This window comes from Sphingomonas sp. Xoc002, from assembly GCF_050408055.1.
Lineage (GTDB): Bacteria > Pseudomonadota > Alphaproteobacteria > Sphingomonadales > Sphingomonadaceae > Sphingomonas > Sphingomonas yabuuchiae.
Genome location: NZ_CP191175.1, coordinates 1971783 through 1996266, shown reverse-complemented (window position 1 = coordinate 1996266; position 24484 = coordinate 1971783). Strand labels below are relative to the sequence as shown.

At 65.7% G+C, this 24484-nt stretch carries 24 protein-coding genes; 10 read left to right on the top strand and 14 right to left on the bottom strand.

Going from position 1 to position 24484, the window contains the following annotated elements; all coding sequences use genetic code 11:
• The first annotated feature begins 9 nt into the window (after nt 1-9).
• Nucleotides 10-1821 (top strand): aspartate--tRNA ligase, encoded by a 1812-nt coding sequence (gene aspS / locus ACQR50_RS08830; protein WP_428970674.1) that lies wholly within the window; start codon nt 10-12, stop codon nt 1819-1821.
• A gap of 94 nt (nt 1822-1915) precedes the next feature.
• Here aspS and ACQR50_RS08825 read toward each other — a convergent pair whose 3' ends face one another.
• Entirely contained in the window at nt 1916-2566 is a 651-nt protein-coding gene (locus ACQR50_RS08825) for a carbonic anhydrase (protein ID WP_428968009.1), read from the bottom strand.
• Between the two features lie 152 nt (nt 2567-2718).
• Here ACQR50_RS08825 and lipA point away from each other — a divergent pair, with 152 nt between their 5' ends.
• Both lipA and ACQR50_RS08815 read left to right on the top strand, forming a co-directional pair.
• Nucleotides 2719-3642, top strand: a complete 924-nt coding sequence (gene lipA / locus ACQR50_RS08820) for a lipoyl synthase (protein ID WP_076718178.1) — start codon at nt 2719-2721, stop codon at nt 3640-3642.
• A complete protein-coding gene (locus ACQR50_RS08815; RefSeq protein WP_076716368.1) occupies nt 3642-4100 on the top strand; it encodes a type II toxin-antitoxin system RatA family toxin in 459 nt (152 codons plus the stop codon). The genes lipA and ACQR50_RS08815 overlap by 1 nt, the downstream gene beginning before the upstream one ends.
• Here the strand turns inward: ACQR50_RS08815 and ACQR50_RS08810 are convergent.
• Genes ACQR50_RS08810 through ACQR50_RS08800 form a run of 3 tightly spaced genes read right to left on the bottom strand, consistent with a single transcriptional unit; the run spans nt 4061 to nt 6244 of the window.
• Entirely contained in the window at nt 4061-4561 is a 501-nt protein-coding gene (locus ACQR50_RS08810) for a CinA family protein (RefSeq protein ID WP_056434885.1), read from the bottom strand. The genes ACQR50_RS08815 and ACQR50_RS08810 overlap by 40 nt on opposite strands.
• A 1-nt stretch (nt 4562) precedes the next feature.
• Nucleotides 4563-5087: a hypothetical protein gene (locus ACQR50_RS08805; protein WP_428968008.1), complete on the bottom strand. Its 525-nt coding sequence runs from the start codon at nt 5085-5087 to the stop codon at nt 4563-4565.
• Nucleotides 5084-6244: a bifunctional 2-C-methyl-D-erythritol 4-phosphate cytidylyltransferase/2-C-methyl-D-erythritol 2,4-cyclodiphosphate synthase gene (locus ACQR50_RS08800; RefSeq protein WP_428968007.1), complete on the bottom strand. Its 1161-nt coding sequence runs from the start codon at nt 6242-6244 to the stop codon at nt 5084-5086. Before ACQR50_RS08800 ends, ACQR50_RS08805 begins: the two co-directional genes overlap by 4 nt.
• A 92-nt stretch (nt 6245-6336) precedes the next feature.
• On the opposite strand from ACQR50_RS08800, the gene dusB reads away from it, so the two are divergent.
• The 7 genes from dusB (at nt 6337) to hflX (ending at nt 15460) form a co-directional block, all read left to right on the top strand.
• Nucleotides 6337-7338: a tRNA dihydrouridine synthase DusB gene (gene dusB / locus ACQR50_RS08795; RefSeq protein WP_428968006.1), complete on the top strand. Its 1002-nt coding sequence runs from the start codon at nt 6337-6339 to the stop codon at nt 7336-7338.
• Nucleotides 7322-8389: a two-component system sensor histidine kinase NtrB gene (locus tag ACQR50_RS08790; protein ID WP_428968005.1), complete on the top strand. Its 1068-nt coding sequence runs from the start codon at nt 7322-7324 to the stop codon at nt 8387-8389. The genes dusB and ACQR50_RS08790 overlap by 17 nt, the downstream gene beginning before the upstream one ends.
• A 24-nt stretch (nt 8390-8413) precedes the next feature.
• A complete protein-coding gene (ntrC, locus tag ACQR50_RS08785) occupies nt 8414-9868 on the top strand; it encodes a nitrogen regulation protein NR(I) (RefSeq protein WP_428968004.1) in 1455 nt (484 codons plus the stop codon).
• A 64-nt stretch (nt 9869-9932) separates the two neighbouring features.
• Nucleotides 9933-12167 (top strand): ATP-binding protein, encoded by a 2235-nt coding sequence (locus ACQR50_RS08780; protein WP_428968003.1) that lies wholly within the window; start codon nt 9933-9935, stop codon nt 12165-12167.
• A 7-nt stretch (nt 12168-12174) separates the two neighbouring features.
• Nucleotides 12175-13551, top strand: a complete 1377-nt coding sequence (locus tag ACQR50_RS08775) for a sigma-54-dependent transcriptional regulator (RefSeq protein WP_056434891.1) — start codon at nt 12175-12177, stop codon at nt 13549-13551.
• A 128-nt stretch (nt 13552-13679) separates the two neighbouring features.
• The gene (gene hfq, locus ACQR50_RS08770; protein WP_042482301.1) at nt 13680-14171 is read left to right on the top strand and encodes an RNA chaperone Hfq; all 492 of its coding nucleotides are present in this window, start codon (nt 13680-13682) and stop codon (nt 14169-14171) included.
• The gene (gene hflX / locus ACQR50_RS08765; protein ID WP_428968002.1) at nt 14168-15460 is read left to right on the top strand and encodes a GTPase HflX; all 1293 of its coding nucleotides are present in this window, start codon (nt 14168-14170) and stop codon (nt 15458-15460) included. The genes hfq and hflX overlap by 4 nt, the downstream gene beginning before the upstream one ends.
• Here hflX and mazG read toward each other — a convergent pair.
• From mazG to radA, 10 genes are all read right to left on the bottom strand, one after another.
• Nucleotides 15441-16157, bottom strand: coding sequence for a nucleoside triphosphate pyrophosphohydrolase (mazG, locus tag ACQR50_RS08760; protein WP_428968001.1), 717 nt, complete (start codon nt 16155-16157; stop codon nt 15441-15443). The two genes, hflX and mazG, sit on opposite strands and share 20 nt — an antisense overlap.
• 66 nt (nt 16158-16223) lie before the next feature.
• On the bottom strand, nt 16224-16799 hold the full coding sequence (locus ACQR50_RS08755) for a retropepsin-like aspartic protease family protein (protein ID WP_428968000.1): 576 nt from the start codon (nt 16797-16799) through the stop codon (nt 16224-16226).
• Complete coding sequence (locus ACQR50_RS08750; protein WP_428967999.1) at nt 16796-17560, bottom strand: MBL fold metallo-hydrolase; 765 nt, start codon at nt 17558-17560, stop codon at nt 16796-16798. The genes ACQR50_RS08755 and ACQR50_RS08750 overlap by 4 nt, the downstream gene beginning before the upstream one ends.
• Nucleotides 17557-18333: a TatD family hydrolase gene (locus ACQR50_RS08745; protein WP_428967998.1), complete on the bottom strand. Its 777-nt coding sequence runs from the start codon at nt 18331-18333 to the stop codon at nt 17557-17559. Before ACQR50_RS08745 ends, ACQR50_RS08750 begins: the two co-directional genes overlap by 4 nt.
• Nucleotides 18333-19889, bottom strand: a complete 1557-nt coding sequence (gene metG, locus ACQR50_RS08740; RefSeq protein ID WP_428967997.1) for a methionine--tRNA ligase — start codon at nt 19887-19889, stop codon at nt 18333-18335. Before metG ends, ACQR50_RS08745 begins: the two co-directional genes overlap by 1 nt.
• A 50-nt stretch (nt 19890-19939) precedes the next feature.
• Entirely contained in the window at nt 19940-20266 is a 327-nt protein-coding gene (locus ACQR50_RS08735) for a DUF423 domain-containing protein (RefSeq protein WP_428967996.1), read from the bottom strand.
• Nucleotides 20267-20268: 2 nt separating this feature from the next.
• Complete coding sequence (locus tag ACQR50_RS08730; protein ID WP_428967995.1) at nt 20269-22017, bottom strand: cation:proton antiporter; 1749 nt, start codon at nt 22015-22017, stop codon at nt 20269-20271.
• The gene (locus tag ACQR50_RS08725) at nt 22017-22454 is read right to left on the bottom strand and encodes an iron-sulfur cluster assembly scaffold protein (protein ID WP_428970673.1); all 438 of its coding nucleotides are present in this window, start codon (nt 22452-22454) and stop codon (nt 22017-22019) included. The genes ACQR50_RS08730 and ACQR50_RS08725 overlap by 1 nt, the downstream gene beginning before the upstream one ends.
• Entirely contained in the window at nt 22454-22957 is a 504-nt protein-coding gene (locus tag ACQR50_RS08720; RefSeq protein ID WP_428970672.1) for a CvpA family protein, read from the bottom strand. Before ACQR50_RS08720 ends, ACQR50_RS08725 begins: the two co-directional genes overlap by 1 nt.
• Before the next feature lie 130 nt (nt 22958-23087).
• Entirely contained in the window at nt 23088-24461 is a 1374-nt protein-coding gene (radA, locus tag ACQR50_RS08715) for a DNA repair protein RadA (RefSeq protein ID WP_056434901.1), read from the bottom strand.
• Nucleotides 24462-24484 lie beyond the last annotated feature (23 nt).

Below are 24484 nucleotides of genomic sequence, written 5' to 3'. Positions count from 1 at the left end.
ATGTCCGCCATGCACGCCTATCGTACCCACACCTGCGCCGCGCTGACTGCTGAGGCGGTCGGCGAGACGGTCCGCCTGTCCGGCTGGGTCCATCGCAAGCGCGATCATGGCGGCGTGCTGTTCGTCGATCTGCGCGACCATTACGGCATCACCCAGATCGTCGCGGACAGCGACACGCCCGCGCTCGCCATTCTGGAAAGCGTACGAGTCGAGTCGGTCGTGACGATCGACGGCGTGGTGAAGGCGCGCTCGGCGGGCACCGTCAACGCCAATCTGGCGACCGGTGAGATCGAGGTGTTCGCGCGCGGCGCGACCGTGCTGTCGGCGGCCGAGGAACTGCCGATGCCGGTCGCGGGCGAGCAGGAATATCCGGAGGATATCCGCCTGCGCTATCGCTTCCTCGACCTTCGCCGCGAGACGCTGCACGCCAATATCGTGCGCCGGACCCAGGTGATCTCTGACATGCGTCGTCGCATGGAAGCGGGCGGGTTCACCGAATATTCGACTCCGATCCTGACCGCGTCGTCGCCCGAGGGCGCGCGCGACTTCCTGGTGCCAAGCCGCATCCATCCGGGCAAGTTCTACGCGCTGCCCCAGGCGCCGCAGCAGTACAAGCAGCTGCTGATGGTCGCGGGCTTCGATCGCTACTTCCAGATAGCACCCTGTTTCCGCGACGAGGATCCACGCGCCGACCGTCTGCCGGGCGAATTCTACCAGCTCGACCTCGAGATGAGCTTCGTCACCCAGGAAGAGGTGTGGGAGACGATGGAGCCGGTGATCGGCGGCATCTTCGAAAAGTTCGCCGACGGTCGCACCGTCACGCCGATCGGCCAATTCCCGCGCATTCCGTACTCGGAGTCGATGCTGAAGTACGGCAACGACAAGCCCGACCTGCGCAACCCGTTGATCATCACCGATGTCTCGGAGCATTTCACGACCTCGGGCTTCGGCCTGTTCGAGAAGATCGTCGGCTCGGGCGGCGTCGTCCGCGCGATCCCGGCACCGAAGACCGCCGAGAAGAGCCGCAAGTTCTTCGACGAGATGAACGAGTGGGCGCGCGCCGAAGGTCATGCGGGCCTGGGCTATGTCACTCGCAAGGGTGGCGAGTTCGGCGGTCCGATCGCCAAGAACCATGGCACCGAGGGCATGGAAGCGCTCTATGCTGCACTTGGCCTCGGCCCCGATGACGGGCTGTTCTTCGCGGCAGGCAAGGTCGAGGCGGCGGCCAAGCTGGCAGGGCTCGCACGCACCCGCGTCGCCGAGCAGCTGGGCCTGATCGAGGAGGGCGCGTTCCGCCTGTGCTGGATCGTCGACTTCCCCTTCTACGAGTGGGACGAGGACGAGAAGAAGGTCGAGTTCGCGCACAACCCCTTCTCGATGCCGCAGGGTGGCATGGAGGCGCTGAACTCCGCCGATCCGTTGTCGCTGAAGGCCTATCAATATGATCTGGTCTGCAACGGCTTCGAAATCGCGTCGGGTTCGATCCGCAACCAGTCGCCCGAGTTGATGGTCGCCGCGTTCGAGAAGGTCGGCCTGTCCAAGGCGGATGTCGAGGAGCGCTTCGGCGGCCTCTACCGCGCCTTCCAGTACGGCGCACCGCCGCACGGTGGCATGGCCGCCGGTGTTGACCGGATCGTCATGCTGATCTGCGGTGCGCAGAATCTCCGTGAGATCTCGCTGTTCCCGATGAACCAGCGCGCCGAGGATTTGCTGATGGGCGCGCCCAGCCTGCCCAGCAACAAGCAGATGCGCGAACTGTCGCTCCGCTCGACGGCGGAAGCCAAGAAGGATGTGGATCAGGTCGTCGTTTCGGCCGGCTGATCCCGAATCACAGGGTAACGAAAAGGGCGGGCGCCGGATGCGGCGTCCGCCCTTTCGCGTGTCGTGTCCGGGCCAGGGGCCCGGACCGACTTCCTTACGCCGCGACCAGTGCCGGGGCGGCGGGCTTGAACTCGCCGCTCTCGTCCATCAGGTGCAGCACGCCGTCGGCGATCGCGAAATAGGCACCGCGCAGCGTCAGCGTACCGGCTTCCTCGCGCTTGGTGACGAAGGGGAAGGTGCGCAGGTTGGCGATCGAGGTGCGGACCGACTCGAGTTCCATCTCACGCATCGCGTCCGGACCGTCGCCATGCTTGGCGATGACCTTCTCACGCGCGCCGTCGAGTAGGCTCACCCAATCGGATACGAAGCCGCCTTCACCCTGCGGGGCATGAGCGAACCCTTGCGTCAGCGCGGCCTTGCATCCGCCGCAGGCGCCATGGCCCATGATGACGACGTCGGTCACTTCCAACTGCGTCACCGCGAATTCCAGCGCGGCCGAGACGCCGTGATGACCGCCGCCCGTCTCGAAGGGGGGGACGAGGTTGGCGACGTTGCGCACGACGAAGATTTCGCCGGGCAGCGTGTCGAAAATCTGCGCCGGATCGACGCGGCTGTCCGAACAGGCGATGACCATCACCTTGGGGCTCTGGCCTTCCTTCAACTCGGCCCAGCGGTCGCGCTGGCGACGCCAATCGGAGGTCCGAAAGCGCTGATAGCCATCCACGAGGTCGTTAAAGTCGGTCATTGCTCTCTCTTATCCAGTGAAGGAAACGATGCTGTAGCAGGCGAACCCGAGCATGGCCGTTTCGGTTCCATATCAAAATGTGTCTGTCCACCGATATGTTCGCCATGCTTGTGGGCATTGTGTCGGGCGGACAGCATCGCTATTTCGCGGGCATGAACGAGTTGACACCGTTGGCCGCGCCGGTGCGCGCGCGCAAGCCGGACTGGATCCGCGTCAAGGCCCCGACGAGCGCCGGTTTCGCCGCGACCCGCGAGCTGATGCGTGCCAAGAGCCTGACGACCGTCTGCGAAGAAGCGGCCTGTCCGAATATCGGCGAATGCTGGTCGAAGAAGCATGCGACCGTCATGATCCTGGGCGACACCTGCACCCGCGCCTGCGCCTTCTGCAACGTGAAGACGGGCATGCCGCGCAAGGTTGACGCGATGGAGCCGCAGAATGTCGCCGATGCCGCGGCTCAGATGGGGCTCAAGCATATCGTCGTCACCTCGGTCGATCGCGACGACCTGCCCGATGGCGGCGCATCGCAGTTCGTGAAGGTGATCCAGGCGCTGCGCCGTACGACGCCCGACACGACGATCGAAATTCTGACGCCCGACTTCCGTAACAAGGCGCAGGCCGCGATCGAGTCGATCGTCGAGGCGCGGCCCGACGTCTACAACCACAATCTGGAGACGGTCCCCCGGCTCTATCCGACGATCCGGCCCGGCGCGCGCTATTATGCCTCGCTGCGCCTGCTGGAGAGCGTGAAGCGCCATGATCCGTCGATCTTCACCAAGTCCGGCGTCATGCTGGGTCTCGGCGAGGAGCGGCTGGAGGTCCATCAGGTGATGGACGATATGCGCTCGGCCGATATCGATTTCCTGACCATGGGCCAGTATCTCCAGCCGACGCCGCGCCATGCCAAGGTCGCCGAATTCGTCACGCCCAAGGCGTTCGATGCCTATGCCGCGATCGCGCGGGCCAAGGGCTTCCTGCTGGTCGCCAGCTCGCCGCTGACCCGCTCCAGCTATCATGCCGGCGACGATTTCGAGCGGCTGCGGTCGGCCCGCGAGGCGAAGCTCGCAAGCGCGCGCTGATGCCCAAGCATAGCGAGACGCGGCATCTGCCCTATACGCCGGAGCAGATGTTCGATCTGGTCGCCGATGTCGCCCGCTACCCGGAGTTCCTGCCCTGGGTGTCGGCGATGCGGGTCCGCTCGGACACGCCGACCGAGACGGTGGCCGACATGATCGTCGGCTTCAAGGGGCTGCGCGAGACGTTCACCAGCCGCGTCACCAAGGACCGGCCGGGATCGATCGATGTCGAATATCTCGACGGCCCACTGAAGTATCTGCGCAACAACTGGCGCTTCCGCCCGGAGGAGCAGGGCTGCGCGGTCGACTTCACCGTCGACTTCGCGTTCAAGAACCGGGTGTTCGAAATGCTGGCGGGGCAGGTGTTCGGCACTGCGCTCCGCCGCATGATCGGCGCGTTCGAGGATCGCGCCGCCAAGCTTTACGGCAGCAGCAACTCCAACGCCAACAGCGCCGCCTGAAGCCGGATACCGCCGCGACCGATATCGCCGAACTCGTGGCGCTCGGCCTTCACATCCTCAGGGTCGCCGCCGCGTAGCGCCTGGGCGAAGACGACGGTGCCGACCGGCTTCTTCGCCGTGCCGCCACCTGGGCCCGCGACGCCGGTGATCGCAACCGCCACGTCCGCCTCGCTGGCGGCCAGCGCACCCTGCGCCATGCCCCAAGCCGTGGCGGTCGAGACGGCGCCGAAGGTCTCGATCACTTCCGGATTGACCTTCAAAAGGCTGATCTTGGCCTGGTTCGAATAGGTCACGAACCCCGCCTCGACGACATCGGACGATCCGGGGATTTCGGTCAGCGCCGCCGCGACCAGACCGCCGGTGCAGCTTTCCGCCAGCGCCACGCGCCGACCCGCCGCGCGGTTGGCAACGACGACGCGCTCGGCCAGTTCGATCAGCTCGCGGGGAAGAAGGACGTCCATATCAGTTTCCGTTGGTGCAGAGCGGCAGGTCGGGCACGGCCACCTGCCGCCCCCGTGCCTTTTCAGTCTTGAGATATTGCAGGGCGGTCACGACCACCCCGGCCATGTTGCGCGGGGGCAGGGGAGCCAACTGCGTCACCAGCCGGTCGATCGTCCCGCAATCCTCCAGGCCGATACGCCCGACGATGAACGGCACCAACAGCGAGGTCAGCAGCGGCCGGGCATAGTCCGACTGAAGCAGCGTATCGATCGCGGGATCGGACAGCTTGACGATCGCGGCTCGTGCGGCGGGCCATGCCTGGTCGGCCGCACTTTCGTATTTCGAGATCAGCGAACCGCCGCCCCGGATCAGGCTGTTGGCGGGCAGCCGTGCGCCGCACACCCGGCCGGTCTCGCGCAGGATGTCGGGCATGGCGACCAGCGTCATCGCCTCCGCCTCGGGCGCGGTGATGCAGGCCCGCTGCGCCGTCGCGACCTCGGGGGCGATTAGTGCGGCCAGCGCGACGATCAGGCCCAGCCGCTTCATGCCGCCGCCCCGCCGGGCAGGCGGACGGTTGCCACCGCCTGGGTCGCGATCCCCTCGCCCCGCCCGGTAAAGCCCAGCCGTTCGGTGGTCGTGGCCTTCAGGCTGACCCGGCTCTGGTCGATGTTCAGCAGTCCGGCGATCCGCTCCACCATGGCGGCGCGGTGCGGGCCGATCTTCGGCGCTTCGCAGATGATGGTCAGGTCGACGAAATCGATCCGGCCGCCCTTGTCGGCGATCAGCTTGGCGGCGTGCTCAAGGAACTGGCCCGACTCGGCACCCTTCCACTGCGGATCGCTGGGCGGGAAATGCGTGCCGATATCGCCCGCCGCGATTGTACCGAGCAGCGCATCGGTCAGCGCGTGGAGCGCGACATCGGCGTCGCTATGCCCCGACAAGCCCTGATGATGGGGGATGAGCACGCCGCCCAGCCACAATTCCTCGCCATCCTCCAGCCGGTGGACGTCATAGCCCATCGCGGTCCGGGTTTCCCAGGTCAGGCGCATATCGGCTCCGGTCATGTCGTCGGGATAGGTGATTTTCTCGAGCATGGCATCGCCCTGCACCAAAGCGACGCGCCCGCCAAGCCGTCGCACCATCTGTGCGTCGTCCGTAGCTTCCGCTTCGGCGGGCCAGGCAGCGTGGGCGGCCATCACGGCTTGCAGGTGGAAACCCTGCGGCGTCTGGACACGGACCACGCCGTCGCGGGGGACGGTCTCGCCCAAGGCATCGTCCAGCGACCGGGCGAGTGTGTCGGCCACGGGCAGGACGGGCATCGCCCCATCGGCCGAGCCAAGCCCCGCCAGCACGCGTGCGATGACGTCCGCCGACAGGAAAGGGCGCGCGGCGTCATGGATCAACACCTGCGTGACACCTGCCAGCGCCAGATGGCGCAGGCCACGTGCCACCGATTCCCGACGACTGGCACCGCCCGCCTCCACCCAGGCGCCCGGTAGCAACGACCGTGCATGATCGATCTGCTCTTCCCCGACCATCGTCAGGACGATGTCGACCGCCGGGTGCGAGGTGAAGGCCGCGTGGCTCCAGCCGAGCATCGGCCGACCACCGAGATCGCGAAACTGCTTCGGCACGCCGCCGCCCATGCGGGAACCCCCGCCCGCCGCGACGATCAGTGCGGCGATCTTTCCATCCTGGCTCATCGGGTCCGCCTAGCGGCTTTTGGGCCCAGTCGCCAATCTTGCCATGGCGGCCCACTTCCCGTATGGCGACTGCTTAATTTTCAGGCAGTATGATGCGTAATCTCGCTCCCATCCAGGTCGGTCCGGTGACGATCGACAGCCCCGTCGTGCTGGCACCGATGACCGGCGTCACCGACATGCCGTTCCGCACGCTCGTTCGCCGCTATGGCTCAGGCCTCAATGTCACCGAGATGATCGCCAGCCAGGCCGCGATCCGCGAGACGCGCCAGTCGATCCAGAAGGCCGCATGGCATCCGCTGGAAGAGCCGGTGTCGATGCAGCTTGTCGGCTGCACCCCGTATGAAATGGGCGAGGCGGCCAAGTTGAATGCCGATCGCGGGGCCGCGATCATCGACATCAACATGGGCTGCCCGGTGCGCAAGGTCGTCAATGGCGATGCGGGCTCGGCGCTGATGCGCGACCTGAAGCTGGCCTCGGCGATCATCGAGGCGACGGTGAAGGCGGTCGACGTGCCGGTGACGCTGAAGATGCGGATGGGATGGTGCCATGACAGCCTGAACGCGCCGGAACTCTCGCGCATCGCCGAGGATATCGGGGTCAAGATGATCACCGTCCACGGCCGCACCCGCAACCAGATGTACAAGGGCAGCGCCGACTGGGCGTTCATCCGCAACGTCAAGGACGCGGTGTCGATCCCGGTCATCGCCAATGGCGACATCTGTTCGATCGACGATGCCGACAAGGCGCTCGACCAGTCGGGGGCGGATGGCGTCATGATCGGGCGCGGAGCCTATGGCCGTCCCTGGCTGCTGGGGCAGGTGATGCACTGGTTCGCGACCGGCGAACGCCGCGAGGACCCGGCGCTCGACGAACAATATCGCGCCGTTACCGAGCATTACGACGCGATGCTGGATCATTATGGCACCGAGACGGGCGTCAACATGGCCCGCAAGCATATCGGCTGGTACACCCGTGGCCTGCATGGCTCGGCCGAGTTCCGCAACACGGTGAACCACGAAGCCAGCGCCGAGCGGGTCAAGGCGATGCTGTACGATTTCTACATGCCGCAGATCGAGCTTGCAGCGGCTGCCTGACACGGCCGGTCGCGGTCGGCCTGGTTTCGGCGCGCTGTTCGGGGCGCTTCCGGTCGCCGTGGTCGTGGTCGATCCCGACGATCGTATCGCCCATGCCAATGGGCTGGCCGAGCAACTGCTCAACCTGTCCGAGCGGTTGATGATCGGACAGCCGCTCGCCGCGATCCTGCCGCCGCCCGATGCGCCGCGCAGTCGCGACGGACATGGCTTTGCCGTCTACGACACGGTGATCGCCATACCGCACGGTCCCAAGATTCGGGTCGATTTCGTCGAGGCGCAGATTCCCGACCATCCCGGCTGGCGTGCCATCACCTTGCATAGTGCAGGCCCTTCGCGTCGGCTGGCCCATGCTTCGGATCGCAGCGCAGGCGCGCGGGCGGCGGTGGGGGCCGCCGCGATGCTGGCGCATGAGATCAAGAACCCGCTGTCGGGTATCCGCGGCGCGGCGCAACTGCTTAACGGCGGCGAACTGACCACGCTCATCACGACCGAGGTCGACCGCATCGCTGCGCTGATCGACCGGATGCAGGATTTCAGCGATACCCGGCCGCTGCCGCTGGAGTCGGAGAATATCTATCCGCTGCTCGGCCATGCCCGTGGCGTTGCCTTGGCAGGCTTTGCGCGGGGCATTCCGATCGAAGAGCGGTTCGACCCTTCGCTGCCGCCGGCACGGATCAATCGCGACGCGCTGCTCCAGATCGTCATCAACCTGCTGAAGAATGCGCGCGAGGCCGTCCGTGCGGTTCGCAACCCGCATATCGTGCTGACCACCGCCTATCGTCACGGCATGTCGGTCAGCGCAGGCGAGGGGCAGCCCCGTCTGCCGCTGCCGATCGAGATTTGCGTGATCGACAACGGCCTCGGCGCACCCGCCGATATCGTCGACCATTTGTTCGACCCGTTCGTGTCGGGGCGGCGCGAGGGGCAGGGGCTTGGCCTCGCGCTCGTCGACAAGCTTGTTCGCGACATGAACGGGATCATCCAATATGCCAGGGAGGGCACGCCGGAAATGACCGTCTTCCGTCTGCTTCTGCCCAGAGCCCACCCATGAGAGCCCATCCATGAGCCCCCAGTCATGAGTCACGTCCTCGTCGTCGATGACGACGCCGCAATCCGTACCGTCGTCGGTCAGGCCCTGCGGCGGGCGGGGCACGAGGTGACGACGGTCGAGACGCTGGCACGGCTGGACCGTATCCTTGCGGGTGGCGCGCCGGATGTGCTGGTCACCGACGTGATCCTGCCGGACGGTGACGGCATCGATCATATCCGGGGCGTGGCCGAGCGGTTTCCCGCCCTGCCGATCATCGTCCTGTCGGCGCAGAACACGCTGACCACCGCCGTCCGTGCGGCAGAGGTCGGGGCATATGAGTATCTTCCCAAACCCTTCGACCTTGATGCGCTGACCCATGCCGTCGCAGGCGCGCTCGCCCGGCGCGGCGTGCTGGTCGAGGACGGGTTGGGCGAGGATGACCGCGCGCTGCCGCTGATCGGCCGGTCGCAGGCGATGCAGGGCGTATACCGTGTGATCGCCCGTGTCGTGTCCACCGATCTGACCGTTCTCGTCTCGGGCGAGTCGGGCACCGGCAAGGAACTGGTCGCGCGGGCGATCCATGACCTGGGCCCCCGCCGCGCCGCGCCCTTCGTCGCGCTCAACATGGCCGCCATCCCCCGCGAACTGATCGAGGCCGAGTTGTTCGGGCACGAACGCGGCGCCTTTACCGGCGCGGCGCAGCGCAATGCGGGTCGATTCGAGCAGGCGGCAGGCGGGACGCTGTTCCTCGACGAGATTGGCGACATGCCGATGGAGGCGCAAACGCGTCTTCTTCGCGTCCTGCAATCGGGCGAGTTCACGACGGTCGGCGGCGCGCGGACGATCCGTACCGACGTCCGCATCGTGGCGGCGACCAACCGCGATCTCAGCCAGCAGGTGGCCTCGGGGCAATTTCGCGAGGACCTGTTCTATCGCCTGAACGTCGTGCCGATCGCCTTGCCGGCCCTTCGCGAACGACGGCAGGATATTCCGCTGCTCGCCCGGCATTTCCTGGAGAATGCCGCGCTACAGGGGCTGCCCAAGCGCCGGATCGATACCCATGCGCTCGACGTGCTGGTCACCCATGACTGGCCGGGCAATGTCCGTGAGCTGGAGAATATGATGCGGCGCCTCGCCGTGCTCGCGCGCGACGAGGTGATCGATGCCGAAGCCGTGCGGACGATGTTGGGGGAAGCGCGTTCGTTGTCCGCAGCGGTCGGTGCCGCAGCAGCGGATGGCGACCTGTCGGCGGCGGTGCGTGCCTATATCGCGCGTCTCGCCATGTCGCAGCCGACATCGCTGGATGACGGCACGCTCTATGACCGGATCATCGGCGAGGTCGAACGCCCCCTGATTGAGGCGATGCTCGCACGCCACGGCGGCAACCAGCTTCGTGCGGCGCGTGCCATGGGCATCAACCGCAATACGCTACGCAAGCGCCTCGATACGCTGAACATCCCCGTCAATGGCGATGACGAGGGTGGAGAGGCCTTGGCATAATTTTCATGAATTGTGGCTTGCAGGACACGCTTCACGTTGTACGATTGCAACGATGTTGGCGTCCGTGAAGCCCGCTGAACCTGCCGAAGGGCCGCGCTCTCGCTTCGCGGTCACGCCGCTCGTGGAACTCGCGGTCATCCTGGGCGCGGTCGCAGTCGCAGTCGGGACCTATGTCTACATCGACAGCCGCCATGATGCGCAGGGGCTGATTGCACCGCCGGTGATGGCCGGGTTGCTCGCCCTCAATCTGGTTCCGGGCGTGCTTCTGCTAATGCTGCTCGGGCGGCGGGTCGCAATGCGACGGGCGGCCCAGTCGCCGGTCGGCGGTGGTGGGCGTCTGCACGTGCGACTGGTCGCGCTGTTCTCGCTGACCGCAAGCATTCCGATCCTGTTGACCGTCGTCACCGCTTCGGTTCTGTTCCAGTCCTCGGCCGAATTCTGGATTTCAGACCGCGCCCGCCAGGCGTTCGGCGACGCCATGGACATTGCCCGCCAGTCGCAGCAGCAGATCATCAAGCGCTGGGTCGATACCGGCCGTGCCATGTCGCAGGACCTCGGCCGTAACCTGCCCGCGCTGCGCGAGAACCGGCGCGATTTCCATGACTATCTCGTCCAGCAGACGGTCGTGCGCGATACAGTGGAGTCGGTCCTGTTCTCCTACGATCGGAAGCAGGGCTTCAAATTCTACGACTTCTTCAACCAGCCTTCGGACACGACCTTTCGCGAGCTGGTGACGCCGGAAATGATCCAGCAGGCGAGCAAGCTGAGCCGTCCCGAAGTGGGCATCAACGAGCAACGCGTCTGGGTGGTCACGCCTTTGCCTGAGGGTAATGGCCTGATGCTCTATATCGGCACGCCAGTGAATGCCGAGTTCCTCAGCAAGCAGCATTTCGCCGCCGAGGACGTGTTCGACGATTATCGCGCGCTTCAGGGGCGTGCCCGGTCGCTCCAGTTGAAGTTCAACCTCGTCCTGTTCGCGATCGCGCTGCTGATCGTCGGCATCGCGGTCTGGATCGCGCTCGCGGTGGCGGACCGCCTCGTCCGCCCCGTGGGCGAGCTGGTCGACGCTGCGCGGCGGATCGCGGGCGGCGATCTGACCGCTCGCGTGCCCGATCCCAAGACCCGTGACGAGGTCGGGACCCTTGCGAACGCCTTTAACCAGATGACCGGCCAGTTGGAGCGGCAGAACACCGAATTGGTCACCGCCAATGCCCAGCTTAACAATCGTCGTGCATTGATCGAGGCGGTGATGGCGGGCGTTTCCGCGGGCGTCGTTGCGATCGGACGGGATCGGCAGGTGCGAATCGCGAACAATTCCGCGGATCTGCTACTCGGTGCCGATCAGGGCGGTTTGGTCGGGCGCAAGCTGGGCGAAGTCGCACCCGAGCTTGACGAACTGCTCGACCAGGGACGGCGTGAAGCGACGGTGCAGGTGGCGCTCCATGGCGACATGCGGACCCTCGCAGTGCGCATCGCCCAGACCGGTGACGGCCCGATCCTGACCTTCGACGACATCACCCAGCAATTGCTCGACCAGCGCCGCGCCGCCTGGTCGGACGTCGCGCGCCGCATCGCGCATGAGATCAAGAACCCCCTGACCCCGATCCAGCTTGCCGCCGAACGGCTCCAGCGCCGCTACGGCAAGGTCGTCGGGCCCGAAGACCCGACGTTCGGTCGCCTGACCGAGACCATCGTCCGTCAGGTCGGCGATCTTCGGCGTATGGTCGACGAATTCTCCTCCTTCGCCCGGATGCCCAAGCCCGTGTTCCGCGAAGAGGCCATCGCCGATATCTGCGCCCAGGCGATGTTCCTGCACGAGGTCGCGCATCCCGAAGTCCGCTTCCAGCTGGATCAAGAAGAGCCCGCCCCGACCCTCGTCTGCGACCGTCGTCAGATGAGCCAGGCCCTGACGAACATCGTCAAGAATGCCGTCGAAGCCATCGAGTCCCGTCCGGAAGGGCTAACGGGCGGAGAGGTCGTGATGACCGTCGGCCAGCAGGGCGGCATGGTCACGATCACGGTGACCGACAATGGCATCGGCCTGCCGCCGGAGCGCGACCGCATCATCGAGCCCTATATGACGACGCGCGCGCGCGGCACCGGACTGGGCCTCGCCATCGTCAACAAGATCATTGCGGAACATGCCGGCACGATCGGCTTTTCCGACAATCCCGCCGGTGGGACCATCGTTTCGATGATGTTCGACGCCGGTGCCCTGGCGGCGCTGGATCAGGGGGGCGCCGAACCCGAACTGGCTGGGGAGGGCCAGCTCACCGCATTGACTCGTACCCGGACGTAAAAAGATCATGGCTTTGGACATCCTCGTCGTCGACGACGAACTCGATATTCGCGAACTCGTCGCGGGCGTGCTGGAGGACGAGGGCTATGACGCCCGCGTCGCGGCCGATAGCGACTCCGCGCTGGAGGCGGTGGCGGTGCGACGTCCGTCGCTCGTCCTGCTCGACGTGTGGCTGCAGGGGTCGAAGCTCGACGGGCTGGAACTGCTCGACGAGATCAAGCGGCGCGACCCGTCGATCCCGGTGCTGGTCATCTCCGGCCATGGCAATCTCGACACGGCGGTCGCCGCGATCCGCAAGGGCGCGGCCGACTTCATCGAAAAGCCATTCGAGGCCGAGCGCCTGCTCCTGATGGTCGCGCGCGCGACCGAGACCGAAAGGCTGCGTCGTGAAAACGCCTCGCTGCGGGCGTCGGCCGGGCGGGAGACCGATCTGACCGGATCGTCGAGCGCCATCAACGGCATCCGCGCGACCCTGAAGCGGGTGGCCGCGACGGGCAGCCGGGTGCTGATCATGGGTTCGGCGGGCGTCGGCAAGGAAGTCGCCGCGCGCCTGCTCCACGGCTGGAGCAATCGGGCGGATGCACCATTCGTGGTGGTCAGTGCCGCGCGCATGACGCCCGAGCGGGTCGAGGAAGAGCTGTTCGGGGTGGAGGAGGGGGGTGATCTCGTCCGTACCGGCCTTCTCGAACAGGCGCATGGCGGCACGCTGTTCCTCGACGAGATCGCGGATATGCCGATCGCGACCCAGGCGCGTATCCTGCGCGTGCTGACCGATCAAAGTTTTACCCGCGTCGGCGGCACCCGCGTCGTCAAGGTCGATGTCCGCGTCGTCTCCGCCACCGCGCGTGACCTGACCCAGGAAATCGCCGAAGGACGGTTCCGGGAAGATCTCTACTACCGTCTCAACGTCGTTCCCGTGACCATCCCGTCGCTGGCCGAACGGCGTGAGGACATCCCGCCGCTGGTCGAGCATTTCATGGCCCATTACGCCAGCGAACGCCGCGTTCGTACGCCCGAGATCGCGGCTGACGCGATGGTCGCGATGCAATCCTACGACTGGCCGGGCAATGTCCGCCAGCTCCGCAATGTCGTCGAGCGGACGATCATCCTGGCGCCGGGCGACCGGGTCGGGCGGATCGATCTGGACCTGCTGCCCGCCGAGGTGCTGGGAGAGGGGGCCGATATGGGCGGCGGTGGTGCGACGGCGATCATGGGCGCTCCGCTCCGTGAGGCCCGCGAAAGTTGGGAGCGTGAATATCTGCGCGTTCAGATCCGGCGTTTTTCGGGCAATATCTCACGCACGGCCAGCTTCATCGGCATGGAGCGCTCGGCATTGCACCGCAAGCTGAAGCTGCTGGGGATCAGCGAGACGCGAGAGGATTGATCGCCACCTCTGGACGAACGCCTGTCGAGACCATAGATATCGGTCGCGCCCGGTACACGGGCGCAATTCCGACGCCGGGAAACGGCGCTACTCGCGGGCACGGACCCGCCAAGAACAAGGGCTCGACCATGGCCGACAAATCGGGTTCACTCCAGGACCTGTTTCTGAATGCACTGCGCCGCTCCAAGGCGCCGGTGACAATGTTCCTCGTGAAGGGCGTGAAGCTCCAGGGTATCGTCACCTGGTTCGACAATTTCTCGGTATTGCTGCGCCGCGACGGTCAGTCGCAGCTCATCTACAAGCATGCCATCTCCACCATCATGCCCTCGGGCCCGCTGGACGTCGCCGCGATCGTCGACGGTGTGAACGAACAGCAGCGCAAGAACCCGCTTTTGCAGGAAATCTTCCTGAATGCGGTGCGCAAGTCCGAAGACCCCGTCACCATGTTCCTGATCAACGGCGTCATGCTGCAGGGACAGATTGCGGGCTTCGACCTGTTCTGCATGCTGCTCCAGCGTGAGGGCATGGCCCAGCTCGTCTACAAGCACGCCGTCTCGACCATTCAGCCGGCTCGTCCGCTAAATCTGGCCGAAGAGCAGGCGGGATCGGCCGAGGATTGAGTACGGGTTTCGATCGCGACCGCGGCGAATTCGCCCGCGGTGCCCGCACGGTCATCGTCCTGCCCGACCAGGGCGATGCCGCGCGTGACGCCGAGGCGCGGCTGGAGGAAACCGCCGGACTTGCCATGGCGATCGGCCTGGACGTGGTCGAGCGCGTGGCGCTGCGTGTCCGTGCGCCCAAGCCCGCCACGCTGATCGGCAGCGGCCAGGTGGAGCAGGTCGCCCAGCAGGTGCGGATGGAAGAAGCCCAGCTGGTGGTCTTCGACGCCTCGCTGACCCCGGTGCAGCAGCGTAACCTCGAAACCGCGCTGGAGGCCAAGGTCATCGACCGCACCGGCCTGATCCTGGAAATCTTTGGTGAGCGTGCTGCGACGGCCGAAGGACGGTTGCAGGTCGAACTCGCGCATCTCGACTATCAGGCGGGTCGTCTGGTACGCAGCTGGACCCATCTGGAACGGCAGCGCGGCGGCTTCGGCTTCCTCGGCGGTCCCGGTGAAACGCAGATCGAGGCCGATCGCCGGATGATCCGCGATCGCATGGCAAGGCTCCGGCGCGAGCTGGATCAGGTCAGTCGGACGCGTGGGCTTCATCGCGAGCGGCGTCAGCGCGCGCCATGGCCGGTGATCGCGCTGGTCGGCTATACCAACGCCGGAAAATCGACGCTTTTCAATAGTTTGACCGGTGCTCATGTCATGGCGAAAGATCTTCTTTTCGCCACGCTCGATCCGACCTTGCGGCAGATTTCATTGCCCGGCATCGACAAGGCGATCCTGTCCGACACGGTGGGCTTCGTCTCCGACCTGCCGACCCAGCTGGTTGCCGCATTCAAGGCGACTCTGGAGGAAGTGGTATCGGCCGACCTGCTGATTCATGTTCGCGACATTGCGCATCCCGACACGGAGGCGCAGCGCGCCGATGTCGAAGCGGTGCTGACCGAAATCGGTGTCGATCCCGAAACACCGCGGTTTGAGGCGTGGAACAAGATCGACCTGATCGAGGGTGATGCGCGCCAGGATGTGCTGGTCGACGCCGAACGCCGTCCCAACATCGTCGCAGTCTCGGCGATGACGGGGGAGGGCATTGACGACCTTATCGAGCAGGTGGCGGCCGCGCTGACCTCCGGGCATCGGCGGTATCGCGTCACGCTGGATGCGGGTGACGGGGCGGGGGCCGCCTGGCTCCACGCGCATGGCGAGGTGCTGGATCAGGTGATCGAGGGCGATCAGGCGGTCTATGATGTCCGCCTGGCCGAGTCCGATTACGAGCGGTTCACCCGTCGCGACGCTTGACGGCCTGCCATAGGGCTTCCTTCGCTTCGAGTTCGAGTGCGGGGAAACCATCGCCCGCCTCGGCTTCCATCGCGCGAAAGCGGCGCTCGAACTTGCCATTGGCATAACGGAGCGCCGCTTCGGCATCGATGCCGCAATGGCGCGCCCAGTTGACGACCGAGAAGAGCAGATCGCCAAATTCCTCCGCCAGCATTTCGGGCGGGGCTTCGGTGATCTCCTGGATTTCCTCGTCGACCTTCGCGCGCGATCCTTCGGCATCGGGCCAGTCGAAGCCGACCCGGGCGGCACGCTTCTGAAGCTTGTCCGCCCGCATCAGGGCTGGGAGCCCGAGGGCAACGCCGTCCAGCGTACCGCCCGCAGCCTTGGCCTGACGTTCCTCGGCCTTGATCTGTTCCCACAAATGATGACCACCTTCGGCCTGATCGCCAAAGATATGCGGGTGTCGCCGCTCCATCTTGTCGCTGATCGCCGTGACGACATCGGCAAAGGCAAACTGCCCATGATCCTCGGCGATCTGGGCGTGGAAGACCACTTGCAGGAGCAGATCGCCGAGTTCGTCCTTGAGATCCGCCATGTCGCCGCGCGCGATCGCGTCGGCGACCTCATGCGCTTCCTCGACGGTGTAAGGTGCGATGCTTTCGAAGCTCTGCGCCACATCCCATTCGCAGCCGGTCTGCGGGTCGCGGAGGCGTTTCATGATGGCCAGCAAGCGTTCCAACTCGGCATTCCTTCGAATTGATAATATGTATTATGTAAAAATATATCAGGGTGTGGCGTTCAGGACCAGTAGTCCACGCTCCACCCGCCATGAGCGCAACCGCTTCAGCACGTTCATGCCGATGATATCCTGATCGCCGAAGTTCGGTGACACGTCAGCGCCGATGTCCCTCAGTCGGATCGGTCCGATGGTCAGTTCGGCGATGGTGACATGCGATGCGGTGACTCGGCCATTGGCGGTTTCGATCAGGCTGCCGAACGGACTTTCGTTGAGATCGAGACCGGCGGCTCGGGCGGTCGCCTCGGACAAGGCGGTTGTCGTCGCGCCACTGTCGATAAGCATTCGGCGCTCGACGCCGTTGATGCGGACGGTGGCGTAGAAATGCCCATCCTCGGCCACCGGGATGCGCATTATCCCGTCCGGCATAGCCTCACGGGACCAAAGGCTTGCCAAGCGGTCCCGTTGTGCGATGACCAGGAAAGCGGCACCGAATATCCCGATCCAGATCAGTGCCATCCGCAACGTCTGACCGATCGGAATGCGCCGGGCCGCGAGCGCGCCGAGCGGTAACAGAAGGATCAGGCCATAATAGACGATGTCCATGGCCCGATCGCCACTCACGGGATCAATTCCATGCCGTCATAGGCAGGCTCGACACCTTTCGGAAGTTCGCGGCACAGGGTGGCATAGTCCATCGACTGGTCCATATGGATCAGCGCGCTACGGCGTGGCTTGAGAGCGTCGATCCAATGCAGGACCGATGGCAGGTCGGCATGCGCCGGATGCGGATGGCGGCGGAGTGCGTCGACGACCCAGAGGTCGAGGCCGCTATAAAGTTCGGCCATTTCGGGCGTCAGCTCATGGAAGTCAGTGGCGTAGCCGATGTTCTTGCCGTCACATTCGAAGCGCAGGCCTGCCGACAAGATCCGGCCATGCGGCTGGTCCACTGTCCGTATGCGGATCGGGCCGATCATCAATTCGCGATCGATCGGCGTCATGGTTGCGGTCGGCGGATATCCCGTTTTTCCCCGGAACACATAGCCGAACCGCGCTTCCAACGATGCCGCAGTGGTGGGCCGCGCATAGCCCGCCACCGGCTCGCCCAAGGCATGGAAGATCTGCCGGAGGTCATCGATACCATGGCAGTGATCGGCATGATCATGGGTCCAGATGACGGCATCGACCGTACCGATATCGGCCGCCAGCAACTGTTCGCGCATGTCGGGGCCGGTGTCGATCAGGATGCGGGTGCCGTCATGCTCGATCAAGGCCGAACAGCGCATTCGTCGGTTGCGAGGCTCGGTCGGATCGCACGCCCCCCAGTCGTTGCCGATCCGGGGCACGCCCGAAGACGTGCCGCAACCGAGGATGCGGATTTTCACGCGCGGGTCTTCGCGAACAGCCGATGGAAGTTTTCGGCGGTAGCCTGGGTCAGTTGTTCGACCGTTTCGCCGCGCAGATCGGCGAGGAATTTGGCGGTGTCGGCGACGAAGGACGGCTCCCCCGTCTTGCCCCGATGGGGCACCGGCGCCAGGAACGGCGCGTCGGTCTCGACCAGCAAGCGATCCAGCGGCAGACGTGCGGCCGTTTCCTGCAGATCCTTCGCGCTCTTGAACGTCACGATACCCGATATGGATATATAAAAGCCTAACGCCAATGCTTTGTCGGCGAAATCTCCACTGGCCGTGAAGCAGTGGATGACGCCGGGATAGGCCCCCTTCCCCATCTCCTCGGCCAGGATCGCGGCGGTATCCGCCTCGGCGTCGCGGGTGTGCACGACGAGCGGCAGACGGGTTTCACGGCAGGCGGCGATATGCGCGCGGAAGCTCGCCTGCTGACGCACACGGTCGCTATGATCGTAATAATAGTCGAGGCCGCTCTCGCCGATACCGACGACACGCGGATGACGCGCCCGCTCGACCAGCTTGGCGGTGTCGATATGCGGGTGGGCATCGGCCTCATGCGGATGGATGCCGACCGTCGCCCAGACATCGGGTTCACGCTCGGCGGTGGCGATCACCGCATCCCATTCGCTTTCCCGCGTCGCGATGTTGAGCATCGCGGTGACACCTCGATCCCTTGCGCGGGTCAGGATCGCCGCCTGCTCTTCGACCAGCCCCTTATAGTTCAGGTGGCAATGGCTGTCGGCCAGCATCAGGCTTCGGCCTCGGCCGGGATTTCGAGGCGCGGGAATGCCGGGGTCGGGGCGGCCAGCGGTACACCGTTGCCGGCGCGGCGGGCATACCAGCCGTCATCGTCGATCGCGGCGTGATCGCGTTCCTCCGCCCCCAGCGTGTCGAGCACCAACCCGGCGCCCCGCGGCGTCACCGGCAGGATCGCGATCGCCAGCATACGGATGGCGCGGACCAGCGTGCCGAGCACGGCGTGCATCCGCTCCGGATCGGTCTTGCGCAGCGACCAGGGCGCCTGCACGTCGATATACTGGTTGCACGCATAGACACCGCGCATCCACGCTTCGATCCCCTGGCTGAGCGCCAGATCGTCAAAGGCGGTCTTCAGCGCGGCACAGGCGACGACCACTTCCTCGAGCAGCACCGCGTCGGCCGGATCGCTACGCCCCGCCTCGGGCAGTTCGCCGCCCAGATTCTTGGCGATGAACGACAAGGTCCGCTGGGCCAGATTGCCGAAGCTGTTGGCCAGTTCGGCATTGACGCGGGTAACGATGGCTTCGGCCGAATAGGAGCCGTCCTGCCCGAAACTGACCTCGCGCAGGAAGAAATAGCGCAGCGCATCCACGCCGAAGGCGTCGGCCAGTCCCATCGGATCGACGACGTTGCCGACCGACTTGGACATCTTCTCGCCCCGGTGGAGCAGGAAGCCATGACCGAACACCGACTGCGGCAGCGGCAGATCGGCGGACATCAGGAAGGCGGGCCAATAAACGGTGTGGAACCGCACAATGTCCTTGCCGATCAGGTGCAGATTGGCGGGCCAGAAGCGCGCCAAATCGCTGTCCTTGTTCGGATAGCCGGTGCCGGTCAGATAATTGGTCAGCGCATCGACCCAGACATACATCACATGGCCGGGGCTGTCGGGCACGGGCACGCCCCAGTCGAAGCTGGTCCGCGACACCGACAGGTCGGACAGACCGCCCTCGACGAAGCGCATCACCTCGTTGCGGCGGCTTTCCGGGCGGATGAAATCGGGATTGTCGCGGTACAGATCGAGCAAGGGTTGCTGATACTTCGACAGGCGGAAAAACCACGTTTCCTCGGCGGTCCATTCGACCGGCGTGCCCTGCGGCGACAGCTTGGTGCCGTCTTCGGCGACCGTCAGTTCGCTTTCGTCGTAGAACGCCTCGTCGCGGACCGAATACCAGCCTTCATACCGGTCGAGATACAGGTCGCCCTTGTCCTGCATCGCCTTCCAGATCGCCTGGCTGGCGGCATAGTGATCGGTATCGACGGTACGGATGAAACGGTCGTAGGAAATATCAAGACGGTCGGCCATCACATGGAAATGGCTGGACATTTCATCCGCGAACTCGCGCGTCGAGATGCCGCGCGCACGCGCCGCCTGGGCCATTTTCAGGCCATGCTCGTCGGTGCCGGTCTGGAACAGGACATCGCGGCCCGCCTGACGCTGGAACCGGGCGATGACGTCGGCCGCCACCATCTCATAGGCATGGCCGATATGCGGGCGGCCATTGGGATAGTGGATGGCGGTGGTGATATAGAATGGATCGGCCATGGCCGGTCCCTAGAACATCCCCAGGCGGAGGTGAAGCCCGGCGTGAAACCTCAGCGCAGCGACCAGGCGAGCCACAGCCAGCCGCCGATCAGGAGCGTACCGCCGATCGGGGTGATCGCTCCGAACCAGCGAGGTGCGCCAAAGGCCATGGCGTAGAGCGTCCCGGCAAAGATCGCCGCGCCGATGACGAAGGTCCACGCGACCCCCCTCGCCTCCATACGCAATGCGACGAGCGCCGCTACGGCATGGATCAGCTGATATTGTCCACCGGTGCGCAGCCATTCGACGGCCACGCCTTCGGCCCGGTGTGCGCCGAAGGCTCCGGCTGTGATCGCGATCGCTCCCGAGAGCGCCGCCAGGATTGCCACCAGTCCCATGGTCAGCCGTTCCTTTCGTCCTGCGTGATGATCCGGTCGCTCGCCGCCCGCAGGTCGCCCGCGGCCGCCTGTGCCGCCAGCCGTTCCTTGTCACGGGCGCGATACATGGTTTCCACCCGGTCGATCTCGGCATGGTCGATCTTCAGGCTGCCCAGTGCCAGGCGGGCCATCTTCACCGCCGATTCCAGCACTTCGCGCACCACATAGGATGCGGGGCCGCCCTTGAGACGGAGGACTGCGCGTCGATCATAGGCGCGGACGAAGATCGAGGCATCGGGGAACGCCGCATGGACGCTTTCCAGCAGTTCCAACGTGATCTGATCGTCATCCAGACAGAAGAGGATCAGTTCCGCTTCTGCCGCGCCCGCCTGGCGCAGCAGGTCCAGCCGGGTGCCGTCGCCATAATAGACCTTGGCTCCGAAGGATGCGGCGATATCGATCATCTCGATATCGCGGTCGATCAGGGTCACGGGTACGTCGCTGGCGATCAGCATCTGCGCGACGGTCTGGCCGAAGCGACCATAGCCGACGATCAGCGCGTTGGCCCCGTCGGTCACCGGCCCCTCGCGCTGGCCGCCACGGGTGATGACCGGCTCCTCACGAATGCGGCGGGTCGCGCCCATCAGGAACGGCGTCGTCGCCATCGACAGGGTGATGATCGCCCCGAACAGGCTCGCCGCCTCCGGCGCGATCAGATAGCCCTGTTGGGCCTGGGCGAACAGCACGAAGCCGAACTCGCCGCCCTGGCTCATGAGCAGGCCCAGCGCGAGGGCGGAACGCCAGTTCATCTTGAACGCCAGCCCGATCAGCGTGATGACCAAAGTCTTGGTGGCGATCAACGCCATCGCCATGATCGCGACGAAGACCGGCCGCTCGGCGATGGCGGGCAGGTCGAGCATCATGCCGACCGCCAGGAAGAACAGGCCGAGCAGGATCGAGCGGAAAGGCTCGACATCCGCTTCCAGCTCGTGCCGATACGGACTGTCGGCCAGCATGACGCCCGCGATGAAAGCGCCCAGCGCGGTCGACAGGCCGAGCAACTCCATCACCGCCGCGCTGGCGACCACGGTGAACAGTCCGGCAAAGACGAACATCTCGCGCTCGCCCATATTGCCTATCAGGCGGAACAGAGGCCGCAGCAGGAAGCGCCCCGCCAGGATCAGGCCGATGATCGCGCCGACCGTCTCCAGCGCCAGGATCCAGCCCGGCGGCCCGGTATGATCGGCCGGGTTGCGCGACATGGCCGCGACGATGGTGATGAGCGGGACGATCGACAGGTCCTGGAACAACAGGATCGAAAAGGCCCGCTCGCCGAAGGGCGTGCGCATCCGCCCCGACGACTGCAGCATCGGCAGCACCTGCGCGGTCGAGGACAGGGCGAGCGGCAGGCCGAGCGCCAGAGCGGCCTCCGGCGAGAAATGCGCAAGGATGACGATGCCGGTGATCGCCAGACCGCAAATCGCGACCTGAAGAAGCCCCAGGCCGAAAATCTCATGCTTCATCCGCCACAGCCGGGCGGGGTTCAGTTCCAGACCGACGATGAAGAGAAGGAGCGTGATGCCGATCTCGGCGATGCCCAGCTTGGACTCGGCATCCCCGACCAGCCCCAGCACGTGCGGGCCGACGACCGCGCCCGCGACGAGATATCCCAGCGTTGCACCCAGTCCCAGACGCCGGAATATCAGGACGAAGGCCAGTCCGAACCCGAACAGGATCGCCCCGTCGCGCAGCAGCGATAACTCGCCGTGCATCAGTTCCTGGCTCCGGCCGCCGCATCCTCGGCCGCCTGCGCCGCCGCCTCGAACGCCAGCCGGATCGAGGGGTGGCGGGCGGTGTAGGACAGCGCCGGGGTGAAAATGTCGAGACCCGGCCAGGCGGGGGCATCCCCCTGCCCCGACGCCAGCCAGGCGGTGAGTTCGTCGCGCGCGGCGGCCAGTTCGACCGCGCTGCGCCCGACGACATGCGCCGACAGCAGCGCCGCCGACGCCTGCCCCAGGGCACAGGCGCGGACCAGCATTCCGACCTCGGCCACCCGGCCCGTTTCGTCGAGATTGACGTCCACCGTCACCCGGCTGCCGCAAATGGGCGAGCGGCGCTCGACGCTGGCCATCGGATCGGTCAGGCGCTGGTCGTGCGGGATCGCCGTGGTCAGGCGCAAAATCTCTGCGTTGTAGAGGGGCGCATTCATCACGGGGTCTCGCTGCTGTTGGTCGGGCCGGAGGCGGTGGCGGGCGTGGGTGCGCCGAAGACGGGCAGGCCCCGGCGACGGCGATCGACGAAATCGGCGATCCCGGCGCTGGTTGCATTCAGCAGCTTGTAGGTGTGGCTCTTGACCATCCATTCGGGCCGCCGCGCGGGGCCGCCGCTGACCGTATCGACCATCAGGGCGACGACCAGGAAGACGAGGCTGGCGAGGATCAGGCCCTTGAGCGCACCGAAACCGAAGCCCAGGGCACGGTCGACCGGACCCAGAATGGAGGTGCGTGTCCGCGAACCGATGGCCCGCGCAATCATGCGCCCGCCCAGATAGGTCACGCCGACGATCAGCGCGAAGGCCAGCACGGCCGCGCCCGATACGGTGCCGACCACGCCGGTCAGCGCCTGCGCCAAGGCGATATGGAACATCTTCAGCGCAGCGACGATCGCGACCCAGGCGAACAGCGCGAGCACTTCGGTGACGAAGCCCCGCATGAACCCCTGTATCGCCGCGCCGAACACCGCGATCAGGACAAGAATATCTAGGGCCGTCAACGCCTGTTATCCCATATCTCAACCAGCCATGAGCCACGATCTTCGGGGCATGGCGCCATCAGCCCCTTCGCTACCCGCGCCCCAGCATATGGTCAACGAACTCGGCCAGGGTGCGAAAGCCGGTCATGCGCAGGCCGCCTTCATCATTGGCCATGGCGCGCGGAACGATCGCCTTTTCGAAACCGAGCTTGCCCGCCTCCTTCAATCGCAACGGGCCATGCGCGACGGAGCGGATTTCACCTGACAGCGCGATTTCGCCGAAGACGATGGCGTCGGTCGGCACCGGCCGTTCGGACAGGGCCGAGATCAGCGCCGCCGCCACCGCCAGATCGGCGGCCGGGTCCTGCACGCGGTAGCCGCCCGCGATGTTGAGATAGACTTCGGCCGACGAGAAACTCAGCCCGCACCGCGCCTCCAGCACCGCCAGGATCATGGCCAGGCGTCCGGTATCCCAGCCGACGACCGCGCGCCGTGGCGTGGCCCCCGAAGCCAGCCGCACGGTCAGCGCCTGGATTTCGACCAGCACCGGCCGCGTGCCCTCCAGCGCGGGGAAGACGGTGGCGCCCGTGATCCCTTCCTCGCGATTGGTCAGGAACAGCGACGAGGGATTGCCGACTTCGGTCAGCCCCTCGGTCTGCATGGCGAAGACGCCGATCTCATCGGTGCCGCCGAAACGGTTCTTGATCGCGCGGAGGATGCGATACTGATGACTGCGCTCGCCCTCGAAAGCGAGGACGGTGTCGACCATATGCTCCAGCACGCGCGGTCCCGCGATCGAGCCGTCCTTGGTGACATGGCCGACCAGCACGACGGCGGTGCCGCGTTCCTTGGCGAAGCGGATCAGCTCCTGTCCCGACGCGCGCACCTGGCTGACGGTGCCCGGCGCACCCTCGATCAGGTCGGAGTGCATGGTCTGGATCGAATCGATGATGAGCAGCGCGGGCGGCGTTCCGATCGACAGGGTGGTCAGGATGTCGCGAACCGAGGTCGCCGCCGCCAGCCGTACGGGGGCCTGCCCCAGCCCCAGTCGCCGTGCGCGCAGTCGGACCTGATCGGCGGCTTCTTCGCCCGAGACATAGGCGACCGGCTTGCCCGCCATCGCCAGCTTCGCCGCCGCCTGGAGCAGCAGGGTCGACTTGCCGATCCCCGGATCGCCACCGATCAGCGTGGCCGAACCCTCGACGAAACCGCCGCCCAGTGCGCGGTCGAGTTCGGCGATGCCGGTCGCCATCCGGTCGGGCAGCGGAATATCGGCGTCGAGTCCGACCAACTGGATCGCCCTGCCGCCGCCTTGCAGGTTATGCTTGGCGGCAAAGGGCGTCAGCTGGACCGGCGCTTCCTCCAGCATCGTGTTCCATTCGGAGCAATCGGGGCATTGCCCCTGCCAGCGGGAGGACACCGAACCACAGGATTGGCAGACATAGCGCTTCTGGATTTTGGCCATGCCGATGCTCTAGCCGGAGTGGA